The sequence below is a fragment of the Bacteroides faecichinchillae JCM 17102 genome (assembly GCF_000614145.1).
GTDB classification, from domain to species: domain Bacteria; phylum Bacteroidota; class Bacteroidia; order Bacteroidales; family Bacteroidaceae; genus Bacteroides; species Bacteroides faecichinchillae.
Genome location: NZ_BAKK01000015.1, coordinates 1 through 22290 on the forward strand (window position 1 = coordinate 1; position 22290 = coordinate 22290).

The following is a 22290-nucleotide window of genomic DNA, read 5'->3' on the forward strand; positions in this document are numbered from 1 at the left end:
TTGTGGATGGATATCACGGCGGCATTTATGGTCATTATCCGGTAGAATGGAAGACTCAGTTCATAGTAGATCAGTTATCTCGTCATCCGGAATGGAGAATTGGTCTAGAAATAGAACCTGAAACCTGGGATACTGTGCAGGTGAGGACTCCTGAAGCATATGCTCGTTTAAAAGGAATGATTACAGGTGAACAAATAGAGTTCACTAATCCCACTTATGCACAGCCTTATTGTTACAATATATCAGGGGAAAGTATTATACGACAGTTTCAATATGGTATTAATAAGATAAATAAACATTTTCCAGAAGTAGATTTTATCACTTATTCGGTTGAAGAGCCTTGTTTCACAAGCTGTTTGCCTCAGATACTTACGCAGTTTGGCTTTAAGTATGCGGTATTAAAGTGTCCGAATACTTGTTGGGGGGGGTATACCAGTGCCTATGGAGGAGAACTCGTGAATTGGGTGGGACAGGATGGAACTTCCATACTGACTGTTCCTCGTTATGCCTGTGAACAACTGGAAGAGAACTCTACTTGGCAGACAACTGCCTGGTGTAATGAGATATCATATTTAAAAGAATGTAGAGGTGCAGGGATTAAGCATCCGGTAGGTATGTGTTATCAAGATGCCGGTTGGAAAAATGGTCCATGGTTAGGGAGTGGAGACAACACAAAAAACAATTCTATATATGTAAGATGGAGAGATTATATGGAGAATATCTCCATTGGCAAAACTGATGATAATTGGTTTTTTACACAAGAAGATATGCATGTAAATTTGATGTGGGGAAGTCAGGTGTTACAAAGAATAGCTCAGGAAGTTCGCACGTCAGAGAACAAAATTATGATGGCTGAAAAAATGTCCGTAATGGCTCATTGGGAAAATAAATATAGCTATAAGCAAGCGGAGTTGGATGAGGCATGGCGTACTTTGATGCTGTCACAACATCATGATTCATGGATTGTACCCTATAACCGACTGGACAAAAGCGGAACATGCAGATGCAATTAAACGTTGGACTGACTGTACCAATAAGATTGCAGATGAAATAACAGATGCCGCTATGCAGAGTTATGAGGAGGAGTATGCTTATAACACCAATATGACTCTCAGTGAAAGATATATACGCGTTTATAACACTCTTGGCACGAAAAGAAGAGAAATGGTAAGTGTCATTTTACCTAAGGATTATACAGGTTCAGATTTGGAAATTTGTAATTGGAAAAAGAAATCGATCGGTTATTCTTTAGAAAGAGAAGACGGTAAAGTGAGATTGTTATTTATGGCAGAAGTTCCTCCCTTCGGTTATTCTACATACCTTGTCCGGAAGAATAAATCAAGTAAAAAGGCGTTTTCAGGAGATAAAGAACATAAAAAGGTAAGCGGACAGGAATATGTATTCGAAAATGATATGTATAAAATCGTTTTTGATTTATCGAAGGGAGGAATTATAAAAAGTCTGATTGCTAAAAAAGAAGGCAATAAAGAATTTGCTAAAAATAATAGCGAATATTCATTAGGAGAAATGAGAGGGTATTTTTATGAAGAAGGTAAATTCCATTCTTCTACGGAAGCTCCTGCCCAGATGACTATATTGAGTAATAATGAATACGAAACCAGGATACAGGTGGAGGGTGAAATAGCTACGCATCCCTTTACACAAGTCATAACTTTTGTTCGTGGACAAAAACGGATCGACTTTGATCTTACTGTTAACTGGAAAAATAATGTGGGTATTGGAGAGTACGAAGAAAAGAATTGGCGTGATAACCGCAGAGCTTATTGTGATGATCGGTTTAAACTGAGCGTTTTATTTCCGGTAGATCTTCATTCTCCCCGTATTTATAAGAATGCTCCGTTTGATGTTTGTGAGAGTAAGCTGGATAATACCTTCTTTAATACTTGGGATCGGATCAAACATAATGTCATCCTTAATTGGGTAGATTTGGCAGAGCGGAAAGGTGGCTATGCGCTGGCACTATTGTCAGATCATACTACTTCATATTCTCATGGAGAAGATTATCCGTTAGGATTAACAGCACAATATTCTGGTGGAGGGCTTTGGGGGCCTGACTATAAAATTACCGGTCCTATGAAGATGAAATATGCCATTATCCCTCATCGTGGAAAATGGGATGAAGCTTCTATTTCTACAAATAGCGATTGTTGGAATGAGCCGTTACTATCTTCTTTTCATTCTTCCGTAGATTTGGAATCAAAATCTTTCATTGACTTACAGAATACCGGTTATCAGTTAAGTGCTGCTAACTTACAGGATGGAAAGATTATGGTACGTTTATTTAATGCGGAAGGTGATAATACTTTTCGGAAGGTTACTTTCACTATGCCATTAACTGATGTAGAAGAAATAGATTTGAATGGGAAGTGTATTGAAAGAAAGAAGATAAGTACACGCAATGGGAAATCCGCAATCAATGTTTCAATGCCCCGTTTTGGTGTTAAGACTTTCTTTTTGAATAAAAATTAAGTATTTAAATATAGAAAATCGTAATTGTGTGTATGTGTAAAATTACTACAAAACTTCTAGTCGCTTGCACTTTTCTAGGGATGATGTCATGTTCGTCTGTTAATAAAGTGAATGCTGATTTTACTCCTACTGACTATGTAAATCCATTTATTGGTGCCAGTACTAGTGTTGGAGCTGCGGGTGTTTATCATGGATTAGGCAAGACTTTTCCGGGAGCTACCACTCCTTATGGGATGGTGCAGGTTAGTCCCAACACAATAACTGGTGGTGATAACGGATCTGGATATAGTGATGAACATAAAACGATTGAAGGATTTGCTTTTACCCAGATGAGTGGAGTCGGTTGGTTTGGTGATTTAGGTAATTTTCTTGTGATGCCAACAACCGGTGAATTACACAAAATAGCAGGTAAAGAAGATAATAGTATTCAAGGATATCGTTCTGCTTACGATAAAGCAACAGAGTTTGCCAAAGCAGGATACTATTCTGTTGAGCTGACTGACTATAATATAAAAGTGGAAAGTAGTGCTACTCCGCATTGCGGAATTCTGCGGTTTACTTTCCCATCCAATGAACAATCACGTATTCAGGTTGATTTGGCACGCAGAGTAGGAGGAACATCTACTTCTCAATATATTAAAGTAATAGATGATTATACCATTCAAGGCTGGATGAAGTGTACGCCTGACGGTGGTGGCTGGGGAAATGGGGAAGGAAAAGCAGATTATACAGTTTACTTTTATGCCCAATTCAATAAACCTTTAAACAATTATGGATTTTGGAGTGCTGATATTCCCGATGATTGGGTACGTAAACGCGATGAGGTAGTCAGTGTTCCTTATCTCACTCGTGTATCCGAATCTCCTGTGATTCGTGATAAAAAGGAATTGGAGGGTAAGCATCTTGGCTTTTTTACAGAATTTCCTACTAAAGAAGGGGATGATGTAGAATTAAAAGTAGGGATTTCCTTTGTTGATATGGAAGGTGCTGCCAATAACTTTAAGCAAGAAATTGCTTCTAAAAGTTTTGAGCAAGTGCGGCAGGAGGCAAATGCTTTGTGGAATAGGGAACTTAGCCGGATACGGATATCCGGAGGGACAGAAGATGAAAAAATAGTTTTTTATACATCTCTGTATCATACAATGATTGATCCTCGTATTTATACAGATGTAGATGGGCGATATGTAGGGGAGATAAGAAAGTGCATGAGAGTGACGGTAAATTTATTAAGCGTACTATATTTAGCGGTTGGGATGTATTCCGTAGTCAGTTCCCTCTACAGACCATTATCAATCCGCGTTTAGTGAGTGACGAATTGAATTCATTGATAACAATGGCTGATCAGAGTGGGCGTGAATACTATGAGCGTTGGGAATTTTTAAATTCCTATTCTGGGTGTATGTTGGGAAATCCTGCATTATCTGTATTAGCTGACGCTTATTTGAAAGGAATCCGAACTTATGATGTAGAAAAAGCTTATCAGTATGCAGTCAATACCTCACATAAATTTGGAAATGACATGTTAGGTTACTCTCCTGAACCATTAAGTATTTCACATACTTTGGAATATGCTTATACAGATTGGTGTGTTGCTCAACTGGCAAAAGCTTTGGGCAAAGAAGATGATGCTAAAAGCTTCTATGAAAAAGGACAAGCTTATCATAATGTATTTGATAAAGAAAAAGAATGGTTCCGTCCACGTAATGCAGACGGTACATGGGTAGCATGGTCAGAAGATGCACGTATTAAAGAATGGTACGGTTGTATCGAGGCGAATGCGTATCAGCAAGGTTGGTTTGTTCCGCATGATGTTCCGGGAATGGTAGGATTGATGGGAGGAAGAGATAAAGTAATTGCCGATCTGACCAATTTCTTCAATAAAACTCCTTCCAATATGCTATGGAACGAATATTTTAACCATGCGAATGAACCGGTACATTTTGTTCCTTTCCTTTTCAATCAGCTTGATGTACCTTGGTATACACAAAAGTGGACTCGTTATACTTGTGAGAAGGCTTATGCCAATAAGGTAGAAGGTATTGTAGGCAATGAAGATGTTGGTCAGATGTCTGCTTGGTATATTTTGGCGGCTTCCGGCATTCATCCTTCCTGTCCGGGTAATACGCGGATGGAAATTACGAGCCCGGTGTTCAGTAAGATAGAGTTTCGGCTTGATCCTAATTATTATTATGGAAAGACATTTACAGTCATTGCTCATAATAATAGTGCAAATAATATCTATATACAAAAAGCTCTGTTAAACGGTAAAGAATATAATAAATGTTATCTGGATTTCACAGATATTGTATCCGGAGGAACTCTGGAATTATATATGGGCGACCAACCTAATATGAATTGGGGAGTTTGATTGCCCAATAATTAGCATAACAAGTAGTAATTTAAATTTTTACCAACATGATAAATAAGTTTAGGCTTCTTTTTTTGTTGGGGGTAGTTGCTTTTACCCATTCGGGATGTGTGAAACAAACCTCAACGATGTCAATGTCATTAAATAGTTCAAATCCTCAAATCGTTTGGCAGGTGAAACCACAGGCAGATTTGGGAAATGCTACCGGAGAGCAGATATCTACACCTGGCTATGAAATGACCGAATCTGTTAAAGGTATAGTTCCGGGAGCTGTATTTACCGCTTACGTTGAAGCGGGAATTGTTCCTGATCCGGATTACTCCGATAATATCTATAGAGTAGATGAGACCTATTATAATCGTCCTTTCTGGTATCGGACCGAATTTGAACTCCCGGTTTCTTATTCAGAAGGCAGACGTGTCTGGCTTCATTTCGACAATACGAACCGTTATGCAGATTTCTATTTTAATGGGGAGAAAATATCCGGTACAAAGACTTCTACTAAGGATGTAAGTGGTCACATGATACGTTCAAAATTTGATGTGACCGATCTGATCAAGAAATCAGGTAAGAATGCGGTTGCCGTTTTGATTACTGATCCTGACCAGAAAAAGACAAGGAAAGCCACAGACCCGTATGGAGTGGCATGTAGCCCCAGTTATCTGGCGGGTGCCGGTTGGGATTGGATACCTATATTCCGGGACGTTTGGCAGGTATTACAGGTAATACGTATCTTACCATTACGGGAGATGTAATAATGGAGGATCCTTGGGTGCGTTCGGATTTACCAACCTGCAAAAAGCGGAAATCTCTATTTCAACAGATATCAGAAACACTTCTTCTTCTCCAAAGAGGGTAGTAGTTTCCGGAGTTATCCAGCCAGGAGATATATCTTTCTCTAAAGATTTTCAGATAGAGGGGGAAGTTACTTCTAAAGTTTCTATCAATAAGGACGAATTTACACAGTTGGTTATTGATAATCCGAAGCTATGGTGGCCGAATGGTTACGGTGAACCAAATCTGTATACTTGCAAACTGACTTGTTCCGTAGACGGTGAAGTATCGGATGAAAAAGAAGTCTCATTTGGTATCAAGAAATATGAGTATAAGATGGTCGATAATCTAGTCGGTTATCCTGTTCTGACATTTTTTGTCAATGGACAGAAAGTATTTGTAAAAGGAGGAAACTGGGGAATGAGTGAATACTTGCTTCGTTGTCAGGATAAAGAGTATGAGACGAAAATCAGGCTTCACAAAGAAATGAATTATAATATGATTCGTCTGTGGACAGGATGTGTGACGGACGATGCATTTTATGATTATTGTGATCAATATGGTATTATGGTATGGAATGATTTCTGGCTGTACGTTGCTACAATGATGTAGCCGAGCCGGAAGCTTTTAAGGCGAATGCTCTTGATAAAGTCAAACGCCTTAGAAACCATCCTTCCATTGCAATCTGGTGTGGGGCAAATGAAACGCATCCTAAACCGGAACTCGACAATTATCTTCGTGAAGTTGTTGCCAAAGAAGATAATAACGATCGTATGTATAAGTCTTGCTCTAATCAGGATGGTTTGTCTGGAAGCGGTTGGTGGGGAAATCAACCTCCAAGACATCATTTTGAAACTTCAGGCAGTAATCTGGCCTTTAATACACCGGCATATCCTTATGGTATTGACCATGGATATGGTATGCGTACGGAGATAGGTACAGCTACTTTTCCGACTTTCGAAAGTGTGAAGTTGTTTATTCCGCAAGAGTCATGGTGGCCTTTGCTACTGACGATCAATTGAAGAACGATGATGATAATGTCTGGAACAAGCATTTTTTCGGGAAAGAGGCTTCAAATGCTAATCCGATCAATTATAAGAATTCTGTGAATACTCAATACGGAGAGTCGTCCGGTCTGGAAGAGTTTTGCGAAAAGGCTCAGTTGTTGAATATTGAAGTAATGAAAGGTATGTATGAAGCATGGAACGATAAGATGTGGAATGATGCCGCAGGTATTTTGATCTGGATGAGTCATCCGGCCTATCCTTCGTTTGTATGGCAGACTTATGACTATTATTATGATCCTACAGGTGCTTATTGGGGAGCGAAGAAAGCCTGTGAACATTTGCATATTCAGTGGAACGCTTCCAACAATAGTATAAAAGCAGTAAATACTACTGGTAAAGATCTTAAAGGTGCAGTTGCTAAGGCTACAATTTATGATTTGAATGGAAAAGAAGTTCCGGCATATGGACAAACTAAACAGATTGACGTAGCTGCCAGTAATATTGCAGAAGTTTTTACTTTAAACTTTAATCCGTTTAATTTGGCTTTTGGGAAGAATGTAGTAGCTTCTTCAACAACTGCTACTTCCAAAAGTGCTTCAATGGTTACCGATGGAGGAGCCGGAAGTCGTTGGGAAAGTGAATATAGTGATCATCAGTGGATTTATATTGATCTTGGTAAAGAGGAAAAGATCGATAATGTTGTCTTGAAATGGGAAGCTGCTTTTGCCAAAGAGTATGATTTGCAAGTATCAAACGATACAAAAGAATGGAAAACGGTTTATACGAATAAAGAGGGAAAAGGAGGTACAGAGAAAATAGAATTGGAACCTGTTACTGCACGGTATGTGAAACTGACAGGCATTAAACGTGCTACACAGTTCGGATATTCATTGTTTGAATTTGAGATATATGATGAGAAGACAAAAAAGATGGATGGGCTGACCTCGCTTCATTTTATAAAATTAGAATTGACTGATGTAGAGGGTAATTTACTTTCAGAAAACTTTTATTGGAGAAATGGAGTGGATGATCTTGATTACACTTTATTGAATACATTGCCGGAAGCAAAACTGTCATGTAGGGTGGTAGATAAGTCTGTGTCTGATGGAAAGATGAAGATTGCATTGAAGAACAACTCCGGAACTGTGGCTTTTGCCAATCGTGTGAGACTGATCAATAAAGAAACTCAGGAGCGTGTGCTACCGGTTATTATGTCCGATAACTATATAACTTTGATGCCGGGCGAGGAAAAAATGATTAGTGTAGAAGCCAAACCTGAAATGCTGAAAGGAGGTGTAAGCGTACTGGTGAAGCAGTATGGAAAAGCGGAGCAGAATAAATTAGATATATGATGAGATACTAGCAACAAGAGAAAAAATATTTTTTCTTATATTTGAAAATCTGGAGATAGTAATCTGATAATTAGTCATTATGTCTCTGGATTTTTTATAATACTTACTCATGGAAATTTAAAATGAAGGTATTGAGTTATTTAGAAAATAAAATAATAATTTAATTTTGTGGTTTGATAGGATTGAGTTGTTTTTTTAATCAAGTGGTATTGTGATATTCTGTAAACTAAAAATATAATAAGATAATGAAAAAGATTTTACTATTTGCACTAGCGTTTATTAGTATTGCTACTACAGTATATGCTCAAGGTAGCAGAGTATATGAAACTCATACAGTAAAAAGTAAGATATTGGGGATGGAACGCCATTATTCTATTTATTTGCCGGCCGGTTATAATGAAAATGATTGTAGTTATCCGGTGCTATATCTTTTACATGGACATGGGGACAATCATACCGGTTGGGTACAATTTGGGCAAGTGCAACGCATTGCCGATAAAGCAATAGCCGAAGGAAAGGCAACACCAATGATCATTGTGATGCCTGATGCTGACTCGGTACATAAAGGATATTTTAACCTCCCGGATGGAAGTTATAATTATGAAGATTTCTTTTTTAAAGAATTGATTCCTCATATCGAGAAAACATACAGAGTACGTGCTGAAAAGCGTTATCGTGCTGTAGCTGGACTTTCAATGGGAGGAGGAGGAACATTGTTTTACGCGCTCCACTATCCGGAAATGTTTGCTGCGGCTGCTCCTCTTAGTGCCGTTTCCGGTAAATGGATTATTGAGCAGATGAGGAGTATGTCGGATATGTCAAAAGTCCCAGCGGAAAAGGCGGAATCCTATTTTAAACAGTTTAGCATAGAAGATATCCTGAAATCTTCAGAAGATAAGGTGAACGCTATTAAATGGGTGCGTTGGTACATCAGCTGTGGAGATGATGATTTTTTGACAATAGATAATAGTGTTTTACACATTCAATTGAGACAGAATCAGATCGGTCACGAATATCGGGTGAAAGACGGTGGACATTCTTGGAGTTATTGGAGGATGGAACTGCCGGAAGTAATGGAATTTGTATCGAGATCGTTTATACAATATTAAAAATTAATATCGGGGGAGAATGACATTTCGGAAAACAGGGACTTTTTGCGTATTAACAATTAATGATGATGCATTCTTATTTTAAGTAAAGTTTTTTAATTCATGGATTATGTTTCGGATGTGTCATATAAAGTTTATATAGCAATGAACTGTAAAATAAATATTAAGGTATTTCTTCTATTGTTATTAGTTTGTATTAGCTATGGAAGTTTACAAGCACAATCATCCCTTCCTCCATTTAAAAAAGGAGAACGGGTAGTATTTGTAGGAAACAGCATTACTCATGGCGGACATTACCATTCTTTCATCTGGCTGTATTATATGACACGTTTCCCGAGCAAACCAATTACTATTATAAATGCGGGGATCGGTGGAGAAAGTGCATGGGACATTAAAGACCGTTTAGATTATGATGTCTTTAACAGGAAGCCCACTTATGTGACCCTTACTTTCGGTATGAACGATACCGGTTATGATATATACTGGAAAGACAATGCGAAAGAATTATCCGAACAGCAGGTAGAAAAGTCATTGGAGAGTTATCGGGAAATAGAGAAGCGTTTGCTGGCGGAGAAGAAAGTTACTAAAGTGTTGATAGGTGGTTCGCCTTATGATGAAACAACTAAATTGAATTTTTTCAATCTGCCCAACAAGAATCTGGCTATCTTGAAGATAATCGACGTTCAACGCTCCTCTGCGAAAAAAAATAACTGGGGTTTTGTCGATTTCAACGAACCGATGAGAAAAATAAATTTGGAAGAACAGAGAAAAGATTCTACCTTTACTTTTTGTAGGTAGATAGGATTCATCCTGATAATGACGGCCAAATGGTAATGGCTTATTTATTTTTGAAAGCACAAGGATTGGCGGGAGATGAAGTTGCCGATGTTTCTATTGACGCGGAGTACTCGAAGGTGATATCTCAAAAGAATTGTAAGATTTCAAAATTGAAGAAAGAGGGAAATGATGTGAGCTTTAATTATTTGGCTTACGCACTTCCTTATCCGCTGGATTCTATTCCAAGGCAAGGTTGGGGAAATATAAAGTCACAGCGTGATGCGATGGCGTTAGTTCCGTTTATGAAAGAATTTAATCAGGAACGTTTTCAGGTAACCAATTTGGAGAAGGGACTGTATCGATTGACTATAGACGGACAATTCATTGATGATATTTCATCTGGGCAATTGGAGAATGGGATTAATTTAGCTGATTATCCGACTACTCCGCAATATCAGCAAGCGATGAAAATCATGTATCTGAATGAAGAACGCTTTGAAGTGGAAAAGCGGTTTAGGGAATATTTATGGACTGAATATTCTTTCCTGAAAAAAGAAGGCTTATTATTCTCTGATAATCAAGAAGCGATTGATAAACTCAGAGAGTATCTGCCGAAAGATGGTTTTCTCAGGGCAGGTTATGAATGGTTTGCTAAAGCTATGTATCCCGAAGTACGGGAAGTGTGGACGAAGTATATGGACACAATCGTTGATACAATTTATAAGATAAATAAACCGGCTACCCATAAAGTGCAACTGAAGAAATTGAATAAAATGTAAACGATTATAAATGCAAGATTGCCGTAAAGATTGACGTCTGAAACATTTGAAAAGATCTTTATTATGAAGGACACAAGAATTTTGTTAGGCATCGGATTTATATACTGCTTTTGTAATATCTCGGCAGTAATGTATGGAAAAGGTAAAGATACAAGTGTTTCTTTTACTTTGGACGAATTAAAGTGTGAGAACTTGATAAATCCTTTGGGAATTGACAATACTACCCCTCATTTTAGTTGGAAACTGAAAGGTGGCGGATGGAAAGGAGGGCAAGCCTATTATGAAATTCAGGTAGCGACGGATAGTCTTTTAATCATTCGGGATGAAGCGGATTTATGGAAATCGGGGAAATTGAAGTCTGACCTTTCAGTAATGCTACCTTACCGCGGCTCACCTTTGAGTTCTCGTTCATTATGCTATTGGAGAGTACGTGTCTGGGACCAGAAAAAGAAAGTTTCTGCATGGAGCTCCGTAGCGCGTTTTTCTGTCGGTCTTTTGGATAAAAGTCAATTTCATGGTGACTATATCGGATCGTCTCCAGAGGGAGGACAGGTCTGCGCTCCTTTACTTCGTAAGAAAGTGAGAATGGATCAAGCGGAAACGGCATTCCTGTACGTGAATTCATTGGGTTATCATGAAATTTATGTTAATGGGAGGAAAGTAAGTGAGAATGTGCTTGTTCCTGCTGTATCGCAATTGGGGAAACGTTCACTTATTCTTACCTATGATATTACTTCTTATCTGAAAGAAGGGGAAAATGATCTATTGATTTGGCTTGGCCAAGGATGGTATAAGAAAACTACTTATGGCGCAGCTTATGACGGACCGCTGGTAAAAGCGGAACTGGATGTCTTGAGAAATGGTAGATGGGAAGTGCTGACTCAAACGGATCGTTCGTGGAACGGGTGTGAGAGTGGCTATTCGGATACGGGTAACTGGTGTGCGCTTCAGTTTGGTGGTGAAAAAGTAGATGGGAGAATCTTGCCAGTGGACCTTTCATCCCAGTCTCTTGATCAAAGAAAATGGGCTCCTGTGGTAATCGTGGATGTTCCTGACCATCTTGTTTCTCCTCAGATGTGTGAGGCTAACAGGATACACCGGGTATTACAACCTGTCTCTATAAAGCAGTTGGGCGAGGGTACTTGGTTGGTGGATATGGAGAAAATCAGACCGGATGGTTTGAGATGAAGATGCCTGTGTTACCTTCAGGACATGAAGTCTGCATGGAATACAGTGATAATCTGAACAAAGAAGGAGAATCTGATAAACAAGGCGAGAGCGATATCTATATTTCCGGCGGTCGTCAAGAAGAATGCTTCAGAAATCGTTTCAATCATCACGCATTTCGGTATATACGTATTTCCAACCTTCCAGTGAAGCCTGAAATCGGGTGGATGAAGTCTTTGCAGATTTATGGGGATTATCCGCAAACTGCTACTTTTGAATGTTCTGACGCTGATTTGAATGCCATTCACGATATGATTCAGTATACGATGAAATGTTTAACATTCAGCGGATATATGGTGGACTGTCCACATTTGGAACGTGCAGGATATGGCGGAGATGGAAACTCTTCTACGATGAGCCTGCAAACAATGTATGATGTAGCGCCAACTTTTGTAAACTGGTTGCAGGGATGGGGAGATTCTATGCAAGAAGGGGGAAGTTTGCCTCATGTGGGGCCTAATCACGGTGCTGATGGTGGTGGTCCTTATTGGTGTGGATTTATAGTGCGGGCTCCATGGAGAACTTATATCAATTATAATGACCCGAGATTGATTGAGAAATATTATTCTCAAATGAAAGAATGGTTTAAGTATGTGGACAAATATACTGTAGATGGTTTGTTGAAACGTTGGCCGGATACACAATATCGAAACTGGTATCTTGGCGACTGGTTGGCTCCGGCAGGAGTGGATGCTGGTGCGCAATCTTCCGTAGATTTGGTGAGTAACTGTTTTATTAGCGAATGCCTGGACACAATGAATAAGATAGCTTTAACATTGGGAAAAGCGGAAGAAGCTCAAGAATTTGCCAATCGCAAGGAGAGACTTAATCAGCTTATACACCAAACCTTCTATCGTGCGGACGAAGGCATTTATTCTACCGGTTCACAATTGGATATGTGTTATCCGATGTTGGTAGGTGTTGTGCCCGATTCTTTATACACTCAGGTAAAAAAGAATATGATAGCTGCTACTGAACAGAAACATAATGGGCATATTGCTGTCGGTTTAGTTGGAGTCCCTATTTTGACGGAATGGGCTATCCAGAATAAAGAAGCTGACTTTTTTTATCAAATGATGAAAAAACGGGATTATCCCGGCTATCTCTATATGATAGATAAGGGGGCTACCACTACTTGGGAATACTGGAGTGGTGAACGTAGCCGGATACATAACTGTTACAATGGTATCGGTACTTGGTTTTATCAAGCTGTGGGAGGAATCCGCCCGGATGAGACTAAGCCTGGTTATCGTCACTTCTATATTGATCCTCAAATACCAACTGGGCTGACTTGGGCAAAGGTTATCAAAGAATCTCCTTATGGTACTATTGCTGTCGATTGGAAACTACAAGGTAACCAATTAAATCTTCGTCTTACCATTCCTCCTGGGACAACAGCTACGGTTTGTATGCCTGATAGTGCCGTTTCTTGTAGGATAGACGGGAGAAAAGTGAATGTGAAAAATAAAACATTTATGGTTGAAGGTGGGAAATTTAATATTGTATTTGATCTCTCATGCTCCTAATCACCTGATTCTTGTATTCTGCCAGATGGTAGTATTTGTGCAGGCTATTGCTTCTTTTTATGAAAAGTATTCTGTAATCAGCTGATATACATTAGGTATTGACGAATTATTAAACCTGCATTTGGCCCTTTCTACTCTAATGCATAGATCTTTGCACTAGAGTGATGTATTCCATCTACTTGAGTGGTACGAATATGACTTTTAGTAGTAAGTACGTAAATAAAGGCTTTATAATGTGAAAATGTAAAGTACATAATCTATAAACTTATCCAGACAGGATTTTACTTCCTCGGCTGTCAGCTGGATAAGCAAAATTTTCCCTTCTTTGTCAATCAGAAAAGTTCCTCCTCCGGCATTACCGACTCTATATTTTCCCATATCCTCCCGGCATCATTCAACTCTATAGGATTAGCCAAGGGCACTTGTCTTTAGCAATAGTCCATCCACAAGATGCTCATGGACAATACCGATAATAGTAAAACCTTTATCTTTATAAGTCTCATAAACAGATATCATGCTGGGAGATGACCGATGACGACAGGGAACCGCACCAAGAAGTCCATAAATCAATCAGAGCCACTTTTCCTCTTATTTCTTTGGATAATGTATGATGGAGTCCTTCTAAGTCAGGAGCTGTGAAATCTATATAATCCCCACCGGACTTTATCAAAGTTTTTTGGAGCTTTTATAAAAGCCGTATTGCTCTTTACGATTTTCATGGCTTGGTAACACGAATTTATGCTCAAATTAATTATCAATGTTCGTCCCTATCCTTAATATAGGCACATCCGTAAATTCTATTTTTACTATATTTCCATATGTAATATAATGCATGTACCTTTCCTTCGTTTTGGATGATAAAATCATATAGTTGCCTGCTTCCCTCATTTTCCACACAAGCTATAATTTTCCCATTGTCTTTTTTCTTTATTATAATGGCTTTGTCATATTGATTATATCTTTCTGCTATTGCATATCCGTGATGTATTCCATAATCAGCCTCTTTCAGGCATTTGTATTTCATTCCGGTGAGTTTGTAATATCCGTATTTTTCATATTTAAGTAAGCGAACACATTCTTCAATAAATGTTTTATTAGCTCTATGTAGTCTGTAGGTGTTTTTGAGTTTTTTGTTTTCTTTTCGTATAATCCATATGGTAGCTACAATGGTAATGCCGATAAGTAAAATGGTTTCCATGAGAGTATTATGATTTAAGATATCCTATAACAAAAATATTCAATAATTTAGTTATTTGTAAATGATTCATGCATAAATAGATTTATTCCATTCGATTTTTGAGGATGTAAAGTTTATGTTGTTTCTTAATTTCAGGAAGAAGTTTTATTTTTGATTGTCCTAAAAATGAACTATGTCAGGCAATGTTTTTCTTTCAGAACTCTTCGAATAGTGAACGGTTAGCATTAAAGAGGGCGCACTTTCGACGAGCATAAAATTACTACAATTAAATCTCTCTTTAAACTTTATCGCCAGTTATTGCGTAATAGCTTCCCAGTTGCTAATGACATGTCTATTTCTTACATATGATATTACGATAAACGAGGAAAACTAGCTTTTCAAGGGAAGTATCTGAACGGGAACACCCTTGTTGGTTGTTAATTGATTACAAAAGGTTGATACCTTTACTTTAACAGGCTCTGTAAGAATGTTTAATTCACACAGAGCCTGTTTTATGAAAGGAAGTTATTTATAGTAATTTATTGGAACCAAGTATAATTAACATGGTATATCCTAATATTAGTCCGATTATTCCCATGATTATACCTACTTTTTCCATATCTTTTTGTTGTATCATTCCTGTGGCATGTGCTAGTGCATTAGGTGGTGTACTAATTGGTAATATCATTGCTAGTGATGATCCGATTGCCACTCCAATTAATAAAGTCTCTACGCCTCCTAATGATGACAGGTTTTCACGCATACTGATTCCGGCAATAGCGAGAATAGGAACAAGTAAAGCTGCAGTAGCAGTATGGGAAATAAAGTTTGCCATAGCGTAGCAGATCAGTCCAGAACCGACAATCATTAGTACAGGAGGCCATGTACTGAATGGAATAGCTTCAATCATATGTTTAGCCAGTCCAGTCTCTTGCAAAGCTACGCCCAATGCAAAACCACCAGCTACCATCCAAAGTACACTCCAGCTGATCTCTTCCAAATCACGTTTGGTAATAACACCTGTTATACAAAATACAGCTACCGGAATCATCGCTACTACATTGGAGTTTACTCCTGTAAACTTGTCGAACATCCACAATAGAACCGTTATAGCAAAGGTGATATAAACAACAATGGAACGCCAGTCTTTCTTTGCTTCACCTTCAATTTGCAGTTCGATGCTCTTTTGTTTAAATGGGAACAGTCGTAAGAGTATAAACCAAGCGATAAATAATACTATTAGAGTATAAGGCAACATAAAACTCATCCATTCTCCAAAACCGATATTTAAGTTTAATCCTTCTGGATCATTCAAGTATTTTAAAGCAATGGCATTAGGTGGTGTGCCGATAGGAGTTCCCATACCGCCTACATTCGCAGCCACAGGAATGGCCATAGCCAATCCTATTTTTCCCTTTCCATCTGCCGGGAGTGCTTTTAATACGGGAGTCAAAAAAGTAAGCATCATGGCAGCTGTAGCAGTATTACTAAGAAACATCGAGAATACAGCTGTAACGAGGATGAATCCCAATAGTACATATCGTGATTGTGTTCCAAAGGGTCTTAACATAACTCGTGCCAACAATACGTCCAATCCACTTTTGGTTGCTGCGATAGCAAGAATGAATCCACCTATAAACAGCATGATGATAGGATCGGCAAAACAGTGCATAATAGATTTATATTTGACAGTTTGTCCCAATTCTTCTGCAGGAATGTTCTGAGTTAAGAACCATAAACTACTATCGGAAACGGTAAGCAATAGTAATACGACTATTAGTACGGAAGTTGTCCATGCTGGGACAGCCTCGAATACCCACATTAGAGTAGCAAAAATAAAAATTGAAATAAGTCTTTGTTCTATAACAGTTAAGCCTTCTATCCCCAATGTATTAATAGGGAGGAACCATAAAATTAGGGAAAGGGTAATAGCTATGGTTAACTTTATACATCGGGCCACTGTCTGATTTTTTGCTAATCGTTTAGCTTTCTTTAAGTCCTGATAAGCTTCTACTAGATGGAAACCATGAAAAATCTTGTACATAATATTAGAATAAAATTAAAAAAACGTTGCAAAAATAATTTTTAATTTAATATATAGCTAATCTAATGCTGAACTTTTTTCTTGTTTTTTTCTTCTTGTAGTTCTTTAGTGGAAATACAATTTCTCTAATATTGGTTTTAGAACACGATAAACCGAATTCTCATAAATATTAAGGTAAGAGTTATCATGACCTTGTTCTTTGAATCGGTTCTTTAATTGGGTTCTTAAAATCTGTTCTTTGAGGACTAAATCTGGAATATGTATACAGACCGCAAACAATAAAGGTGCTTTCCTGGGAATATCTGTACAAATGTGATTTTTTAGGGAGAATGTACCAATATTGTTTTGATTTGGGAACCTATTAGCTACTTTTCTTTATCGTAAGAAGAAAGAATGAGAGATTACATTTGAAAATAGATATCTCATAGGAATCTCTCATTAGTTTATATTGTTGAATAACTGATATTTATCTATGGGGAAATGAGAGTATGAGAGATCAAATGAGAAAAACGGTTTTTCTTTAAATATGGTGGTATTCTTCCTATTGTGAATCCAGAATCTTAGTAGTTTTATTCCCGTTCTGTTGAATATCTGTCTTTTGATCGTTTTAATTTTATTCACTGTCCCCTCCAGTAATCCGTTGCTGAAGGGGATATCAATGGCTACCTGTACAGCCTTCCAGTCTTTTTCAATACCATATGCAAAGTTTGTCAGTGCGATATTCCGTGTTGCCTTCGCTTTTTCAATCCACTTTCTAATATCCTTATCAAAAGTATTCCCATTGATCATACCTCTGAAGTTCTTACACACGCTTAAGAGTTCTTTAATCGGTGGTGAGAACTTATAAAGTTTCGCTAGTTTAGAATTATCCAATTCTCCCTTTAGAATGTATTGGAGTATCTGATTCTGTGAAACTCTCTGTATTTTACTTTCGTTTTCAATTCTCTCATTATGCTCCTTTACTTCCTTCCTTTTTTGTTGATACATTTTTCGCAAGCTAAATGTTATCCTTCCAATAAGTGAGCCACTGATTTTACTCCCCATTTGTTCTTGCATGCCAGATTGCAATGGAATCCAACATGTTCGGGTACAACGAACTTGAAAGTATTCTTGTAAACAGAGAAGATGAAAAGTATCTTGTCCAAATGGAAGGACAGGCTCCCGAACTTACCCCTAAACACAGGAATCTCAGAGGTAAGGATTATTTTAACTCTAAAAACATTGATAAAAATGATAAGTAATAATAAGACAAATAGAACTGCCGAAAAAAATATGGACAGAATAATGGAGTTACTCTTCAAGTTACGTTTTTACGGTATGCTTGAAACATACAGAAATGACTGTAGGACTACCTTTTCTGATGGCATGACAAACGATGAGTTTCTAAAATGGCTTCTTGAAAGCGAATATGATTACAGGTACAATGTAAGCATTGAGCGACTGATAAGGTCTGCAAACTTCAGATATAAGGCATATATGGAAAAAATAGACTATACAATAAAACGTAACCTTGATAGAAACCAGCTCGAGAGACTTGCTTCTCTTGATTTTATAAGAGATGGACAGAATATTTTCATTACAGGAAGCTCCAGAACAGGTAAAAGCTATATAGCTTCAGCCATAGGATATGAAGCGTGTAAAAATGGCATCAAGGCTTTGTATTCCAATGCGTCAAAGCTTATGTGACAGCTTAAAATATCCAAAACCAAGGGTACTATAGAATCTGAGATGAAAAAAATTGAAAAGTGCTCGCTGCTGATTCTTGACGATCTGTTTCTTATAGGACTGGATGCTAAGGAAAGGTCAATCCTTATGGAAATAATAGAAGACCGGCACGGATTAAAATCCATCATAATAACATCACAACTTCCTGTCGAAAGTTGGTATGATGCAATTGGAGATCCTACCGTAGCTGATGCAATCCTAGACAGAATGGTACATACAGCACACAAGATTGAACTTACAGGAGATTCTGTAAGAAAGATTAATGCTAACAAGAAGTAGTATCTACTATAGATAATTTTAATTGAAACTGACCCAGGTTAAAATGCATTTTTCTCTCCATAAATCCAATATTTTTTTGATGGGTCAATTAGGAGTATAATAGTGGGTCAAACGACTTTATATTTTCCAATATTCAAAAAAATAATTAAATATTTTTAGTGGTATAATATTTTATAATCGTTCTTAAGACAAATACGCAAACTATAGGCTCGTTATAAAAATAACTAATAATGATGAATTTTACCGATTTAAGAGTTTATAAACATTTTATTAACCGCTATTTCTATTGTATATGAAAGGCTTATTTTATTTTTTCTTGTCTATTGTGGGAATGTGGATATTCTCATCTTGTGCAGAAGATTTCTTGGACGAGACTGAAACCAAAAGTCTAGATCGAGAAGCTGTTTTTGCTGATAGTACTTATACAGCAGGTTTTCTGAGTCAGATTTATGTTGATATTGGTTATGATGTTCATCATAATCGATATGGAGGTCATGGAGGTTTGCAAACTAGCAGTGATGAAGCTGCATATAAAGCAAATACAGGCTTGTCGACCGATATTTTGTTTGCTACCGGAACTGTCAATCCGGTTGCAGTAGAGAAAAATGATGTTTGGAGGATTGCTTATCGAAACATTCGTCGTGTGAATTTATTCTTGAAGTATGCTGACAATAGCCGGATGGATGCTAAAGTCAAGAATGAATATAAAGCAGAAGCGCGTTTCTTACGTGCGTGGTATTATGCAATGTTGATCCGGCATTATGGAGGAGTTCCTTTGATTGGTGATGATTTGTATGAAACTGTTGATGAGGCTCGTAAAGCTCGTAATTCTTATGCTGATTGCGTGGAATATATTGTAAATGAGTGTAAGGAGGCTGCAAAAGAATTACCTTCTACAAGGGGCGGTCGTAATTTCGGTCGCATCAATAAAGGTATCTGTTATGCGACGATTTCACGTGTACGACTTTATGCGGCTAGTAAATTGTATAATGGAAGTGATTTTGCTCCTGCTGATTATCCAAAAGAATTGGTAGGTTATCCGGAATATTCTAAGGAACGTTGGAAGGAGGCCATAGATGCAGCGCTTGAAGTAATAAAAATGCAACAATATAATGTCTATGTCCGTAATACGGACGAGAATAATAATCCTTATCCTGGATGGGGATATTATGCGCAATTATTACCTTCCGATTATTATACTAAAGTAGGGATTGAGGTGTATAACAGTACTATTTTTGAGAGAAAAAGAGGTAGTGGTCAGGATACTAATTTTTGGTTTGCTCCGCCTAGTACGGGAGGAAATGGTATTGGGGGATATATTTATTATGATTTAGCCAAGTTGTTTCCGATGGCAGATGGTACACCAACAGCAGAGAGTGATGATTATGATCCGGCAAATCCTGCTGTTAATCGTGACCCACGTTTTAGATTTACAGTGACATATGATGGATGTATTATGAAAGACCATTATGATGACATTGAAATCAATACATCTGTAGGTACAAGTCAAGATGCTATATACCGTGGAACTCCTACCGGATTATATACGCGTAAATTCTTGACACTAATAAGCGCTGCCAATCAAATCGGTACGGGTGGTCCGCAATCTCGTCCGTTGATTCGGTACACTGAAATCTTGTTGAATTATGCAGAGGCTGTTAATGAGTATTACGGACCCAATCATAAGGATGAGATTGGTGGACAGGAAATCAGCCCATACATCGTTTTGCGGAAGATTCGTGAATGTGCTGGTATAGAACCTGGAAAAAACAATACTTATGGAATAAAAGATAATATGACGCCTCAAGAAATGGAGGAGGCTATTCGTTTAGAGCGTAGGTTGGATCTGGCTTTCGAAGGACATCGCTTTTTTGACGTACGGCGTTGGATGATTGCAGAAGAAACAGATAATAAAATGATGCATGGGATTGAAATTACAAGGAATCCTGATGGGACTAAATCATGGCGGGAAATTGATGCTCGTCAGCACGTGTTCCGTAAGGCTATGTATTTTTATCCGATACCATATGAGGAAACTGTGAAGTCTGTTGATTTATTGCAGAATCCGTATTATGAATAGTTAATGACAATTTTCACTAAAAAGAAAAAAGTATGAATCTTAAGATACAAATAACAATATACATTTTTATCTTGCTGGGATTAGTTACTGCTTGTGACACTTTTAAGGATGAGATAACGCCTGATTCAACGACTTATGCAGAAGTACCGAAGTCATTGGATGGAATATGGCAACTGAAAACTGTATCCCGTAATGGAACGGATATAACACATGCGATGGACTTCAGCAGATTTCTTTTGCATTTGAATAAAGACAATACTTATACTATGGAGAATTATTTACCGTTTTTAGTGAAGAAAAACGGTAAATGGAAGATAGACGATCCTATTTTTCCATTTTTCTTGGTTTTCAAACAAGAAGGAACTGATGAGGAAGCTAAAACGGAGATTAGTTATCCGATTGTGAAAGGAAAACGTCGGATTACTCTTTCTTTTAGTCCGGGATGTGTTGGTAACTCTTATGTTTATTCTTTCGAGAAAATAGAAAAATGATTAAACAGAACACTTATGAGATATAATGTAAAACGTAAAATAAAGGTAGGTGCATTTTTAATGTTACTTCCTTTTATCGTACTTGGATGCGAATTTATAATTGATCGTTATTTTATTTATAATGATGCCGGAGAAGAGGTGAATTATGTAAAGGCCGGAGAAGTAGCGACTTTTAAGTTTGAAGGACATATTTCAATTGATGGAGATGCTTCTGCTGAAGATTTTATTGTTGCGTTTCTTGTCCCAAGAAATTGGAATGCACGTGAAAATGCCAAGGTAACATATACAGAAGATAAATTTGAAGATTCTAGTATAGAACAACCGATGACAGCTATCCCTGTGAATGATCAGCCGCAAGGTAAGGGAATGTCTTGGGATGCGGTATTGAAAGAAAAATTTGGTGTGGGAGCTAATGTCTTGAATGATATGGAATGGGTAGCGTTTAGAAGTAAAAACTATCCTACTATCAGTGGTAGAATTAATTATACTGTTACTATTAAATGTCGTGCCAGTATGAATAACCAGAGATTCAGACCGGCTTTCTTTATCAATCACTCTTCAGACGGACTTGGTGGAGAATCTCAGCATTATGCTTGCTATGGTGATGATCCGGGTGAAACCGAGTGTTTTGAAGTGGTCGAAGGACAGGGAAGTATCATAGACTTCTGTTCTATGCATTATTATCAGGTAGAACCTCTGTCATCTTTACAAGATGATTTTGTGACATTTACATTTCAGGGAGATGTTTACGAAAACAAACTAGCCTCTGCCGATAAAGTCTTTCTGGAAGCGGTTGCACATACAGTGGAAGGAAATGTGTATACAGTGAACGAAAAAAGTGCGAAGACATTGATGGTGAAAGAGGAAAAAATGTCGAGATATAATCTGACAGTCTGGCCTGTAGAATTCTTTGGAATTTCGGAGGGTGAAACCATTTCTTACATTGAATATGTATTTTCGAATGAAGACGGAACGGTGAAAGTGACCCGATCGGATGATGATAGAGATAATGCAGGAGAAGAAGTAGAAGAAGGAGCGCAAGAACCTTTTGTGTTTGAACTTCGATGCGATTAGTGTTTAATAAA

Annotated in this window: 9 protein-coding genes and 6 pseudogenes; 10 read left to right on the forward strand and 5 right to left on the reverse strand. The window is 37.8% G+C overall.

What is annotated here, in order from left to right; genetic code table 11:
- Positions 1-2: 2 nt before the first annotated feature.
- The 6 genes and pseudogenes from JCM17102_RS26995 (at position 3) to JCM17102_RS27015 (ending at position 13409) form a co-directional block, all read left to right on the forward strand.
- Positions 3-2490 (forward strand): annotated as a pseudogene (locus tag JCM17102_RS26995) (glycoside hydrolase family 38 N-terminal domain-containing protein).
- Positions 2491-2522: 32 nt separating this feature from the next.
- Positions 2523-4858: pseudogene (locus JCM17102_RS27000) on the forward strand (GH92 family glycosyl hydrolase).
- Positions 4859-4992: 134 nt separating this feature from the next.
- Positions 4993-7991 (forward strand): annotated as a pseudogene (locus JCM17102_RS27005) (discoidin domain-containing protein).
- Positions 7992-8236: 245 nt separating this feature from the next.
- A complete protein-coding gene (locus JCM17102_RS09575) occupies positions 8237-9100 on the forward strand; it encodes an alpha/beta hydrolase (protein ID WP_025074947.1) in 864 nt (287 codons plus the stop codon).
- Positions 9101-9244: 144 nt separating this feature from the next.
- Positions 9245-10656 (forward strand): annotated as a pseudogene (locus JCM17102_RS27010) (SGNH/GDSL hydrolase family protein).
- Between the two features lie 63 nt (positions 10657-10719).
- Positions 10720-13409, forward strand: a pseudogene (locus JCM17102_RS27015) (family 78 glycoside hydrolase catalytic domain).
- A 228-nt stretch (positions 13410-13637) separates the two neighbouring features.
- Here JCM17102_RS27015 and JCM17102_RS30645 read toward each other — a convergent pair.
- The 5 genes from JCM17102_RS30645 to JCM17102_RS29605 all read right to left on the reverse strand — a co-directional run bounded on the left by JCM17102_RS30645 (position 13638) and on the right by JCM17102_RS29605 (position 17674).
- Entirely contained in the window at positions 13638-13787 is a 150-nt protein-coding gene (locus tag JCM17102_RS30645; RefSeq protein WP_159106317.1) for a hypothetical protein, read from the reverse strand.
- Between the two features lie 121 nt (positions 13788-13908).
- Positions 13909-14079 (reverse strand): TlpA family protein disulfide reductase, encoded by a 171-nt coding sequence (locus JCM17102_RS30650; RefSeq protein WP_159106318.1) that lies wholly within the window; start codon positions 14077-14079, stop codon positions 13909-13911.
- Positions 14080-14163: 84 nt separating this feature from the next.
- Positions 14164-14607 (reverse strand): hypothetical protein, encoded by a 444-nt coding sequence (locus tag JCM17102_RS23045; RefSeq protein ID WP_025074948.1) that lies wholly within the window; start codon positions 14605-14607, stop codon positions 14164-14166.
- Between the two features lie 508 nt (positions 14608-15115).
- Positions 15116-16630 (reverse strand): SLC13 family permease, encoded by a 1515-nt coding sequence (locus JCM17102_RS09600; protein WP_025074949.1) that lies wholly within the window; start codon positions 16628-16630, stop codon positions 15116-15118.
- 438 nt (positions 16631-17068) lie between these two features.
- A complete protein-coding gene (locus JCM17102_RS29605; RefSeq protein WP_247646020.1) occupies positions 17069-17674 on the reverse strand; it encodes a transposase in 606 nt (201 codons plus the stop codon).
- A 186-nt stretch (positions 17675-17860) separates the two neighbouring features.
- Here JCM17102_RS29605 and istB point away from each other — a divergent pair.
- The 4 genes and pseudogenes from istB (at position 17861) to JCM17102_RS09630 (ending at position 22279) form a co-directional block, all read left to right on the forward strand.
- A pseudogene (gene istB / locus JCM17102_RS27020) lies at positions 17861-18634 on the forward strand (IS21-like element helper ATPase IstB).
- Between the two features lie 292 nt (positions 18635-18926).
- Complete coding sequence (locus JCM17102_RS09620; RefSeq protein ID WP_033886692.1) at positions 18927-20714, forward strand: RagB/SusD family nutrient uptake outer membrane protein; 1788 nt, start codon at positions 18927-18929, stop codon at positions 20712-20714.
- A 32-nt stretch (positions 20715-20746) separates the two neighbouring features.
- Positions 20747-21205, forward strand: a complete 459-nt coding sequence (locus JCM17102_RS09625; protein ID WP_025074952.1) for a DUF5004 domain-containing protein — start codon at positions 20747-20749, stop codon at positions 21203-21205.
- A 15-nt stretch (positions 21206-21220) separates the two neighbouring features.
- Positions 21221-22279 carry a DUF4961 domain-containing protein gene (locus JCM17102_RS09630; RefSeq protein ID WP_025074953.1) on the forward strand — a complete coding sequence of 353 codons (1059 nt, stop codon included), beginning with the start codon at positions 21221-21223 and terminating at the stop codon, positions 22277-22279.
- Positions 22280-22290 lie beyond the last annotated feature (11 nt).

What these genes read in the sequence shown, in the direction of transcription:
- JCM17102_RS29605 (WP_247646020.1), bottom strand. Translation starts at nt 17,674, where the DNA reads ATGGGGAGTAAAATCAGTGGCTCACTTATTGGAAGGATAACATTTAGC.
- JCM17102_RS09625 (WP_025074952.1), top strand. Translation starts at nt 20,747, where the DNA reads ATGAATCTTAAGATACAAATAACAATATACATTTTTATCTTGCTGGGA.
- JCM17102_RS09575 (WP_025074947.1), top strand. Translation starts at nt 8,237, where the DNA reads ATGAAAAAGATTTTACTATTTGCACTAGCGTTTATTAGTATTGCTACT.
- JCM17102_RS09630 (WP_025074953.1), top strand. Translation starts at nt 21,221, where the DNA reads ATGAGATATAATGTAAAACGTAAAATAAAGGTAGGTGCATTTTTAATG.
- JCM17102_RS09600 (WP_025074949.1), bottom strand. Translation starts at nt 16,630, where the DNA reads ATGTACAAGATTTTTCATGGTTTCCATCTAGTAGAAGCTTATCAGGAC.
- JCM17102_RS09620 (WP_033886692.1), top strand. Translation starts at nt 18,927, where the DNA reads ATGAAAGGCTTATTTTATTTTTTCTTGTCTATTGTGGGAATGTGGATA.
- JCM17102_RS30645 (WP_159106317.1), bottom strand. Translation starts at nt 13,787, where the DNA reads ATGGGAAAATATAGAGTCGGTAATGCCGGAGGAGGAACTTTTCTGATT.
- JCM17102_RS23045 (WP_025074948.1), bottom strand. Translation starts at nt 14,607, where the DNA reads ATGGAAACCATTTTACTTATCGGCATTACCATTGTAGCTACCATATGG.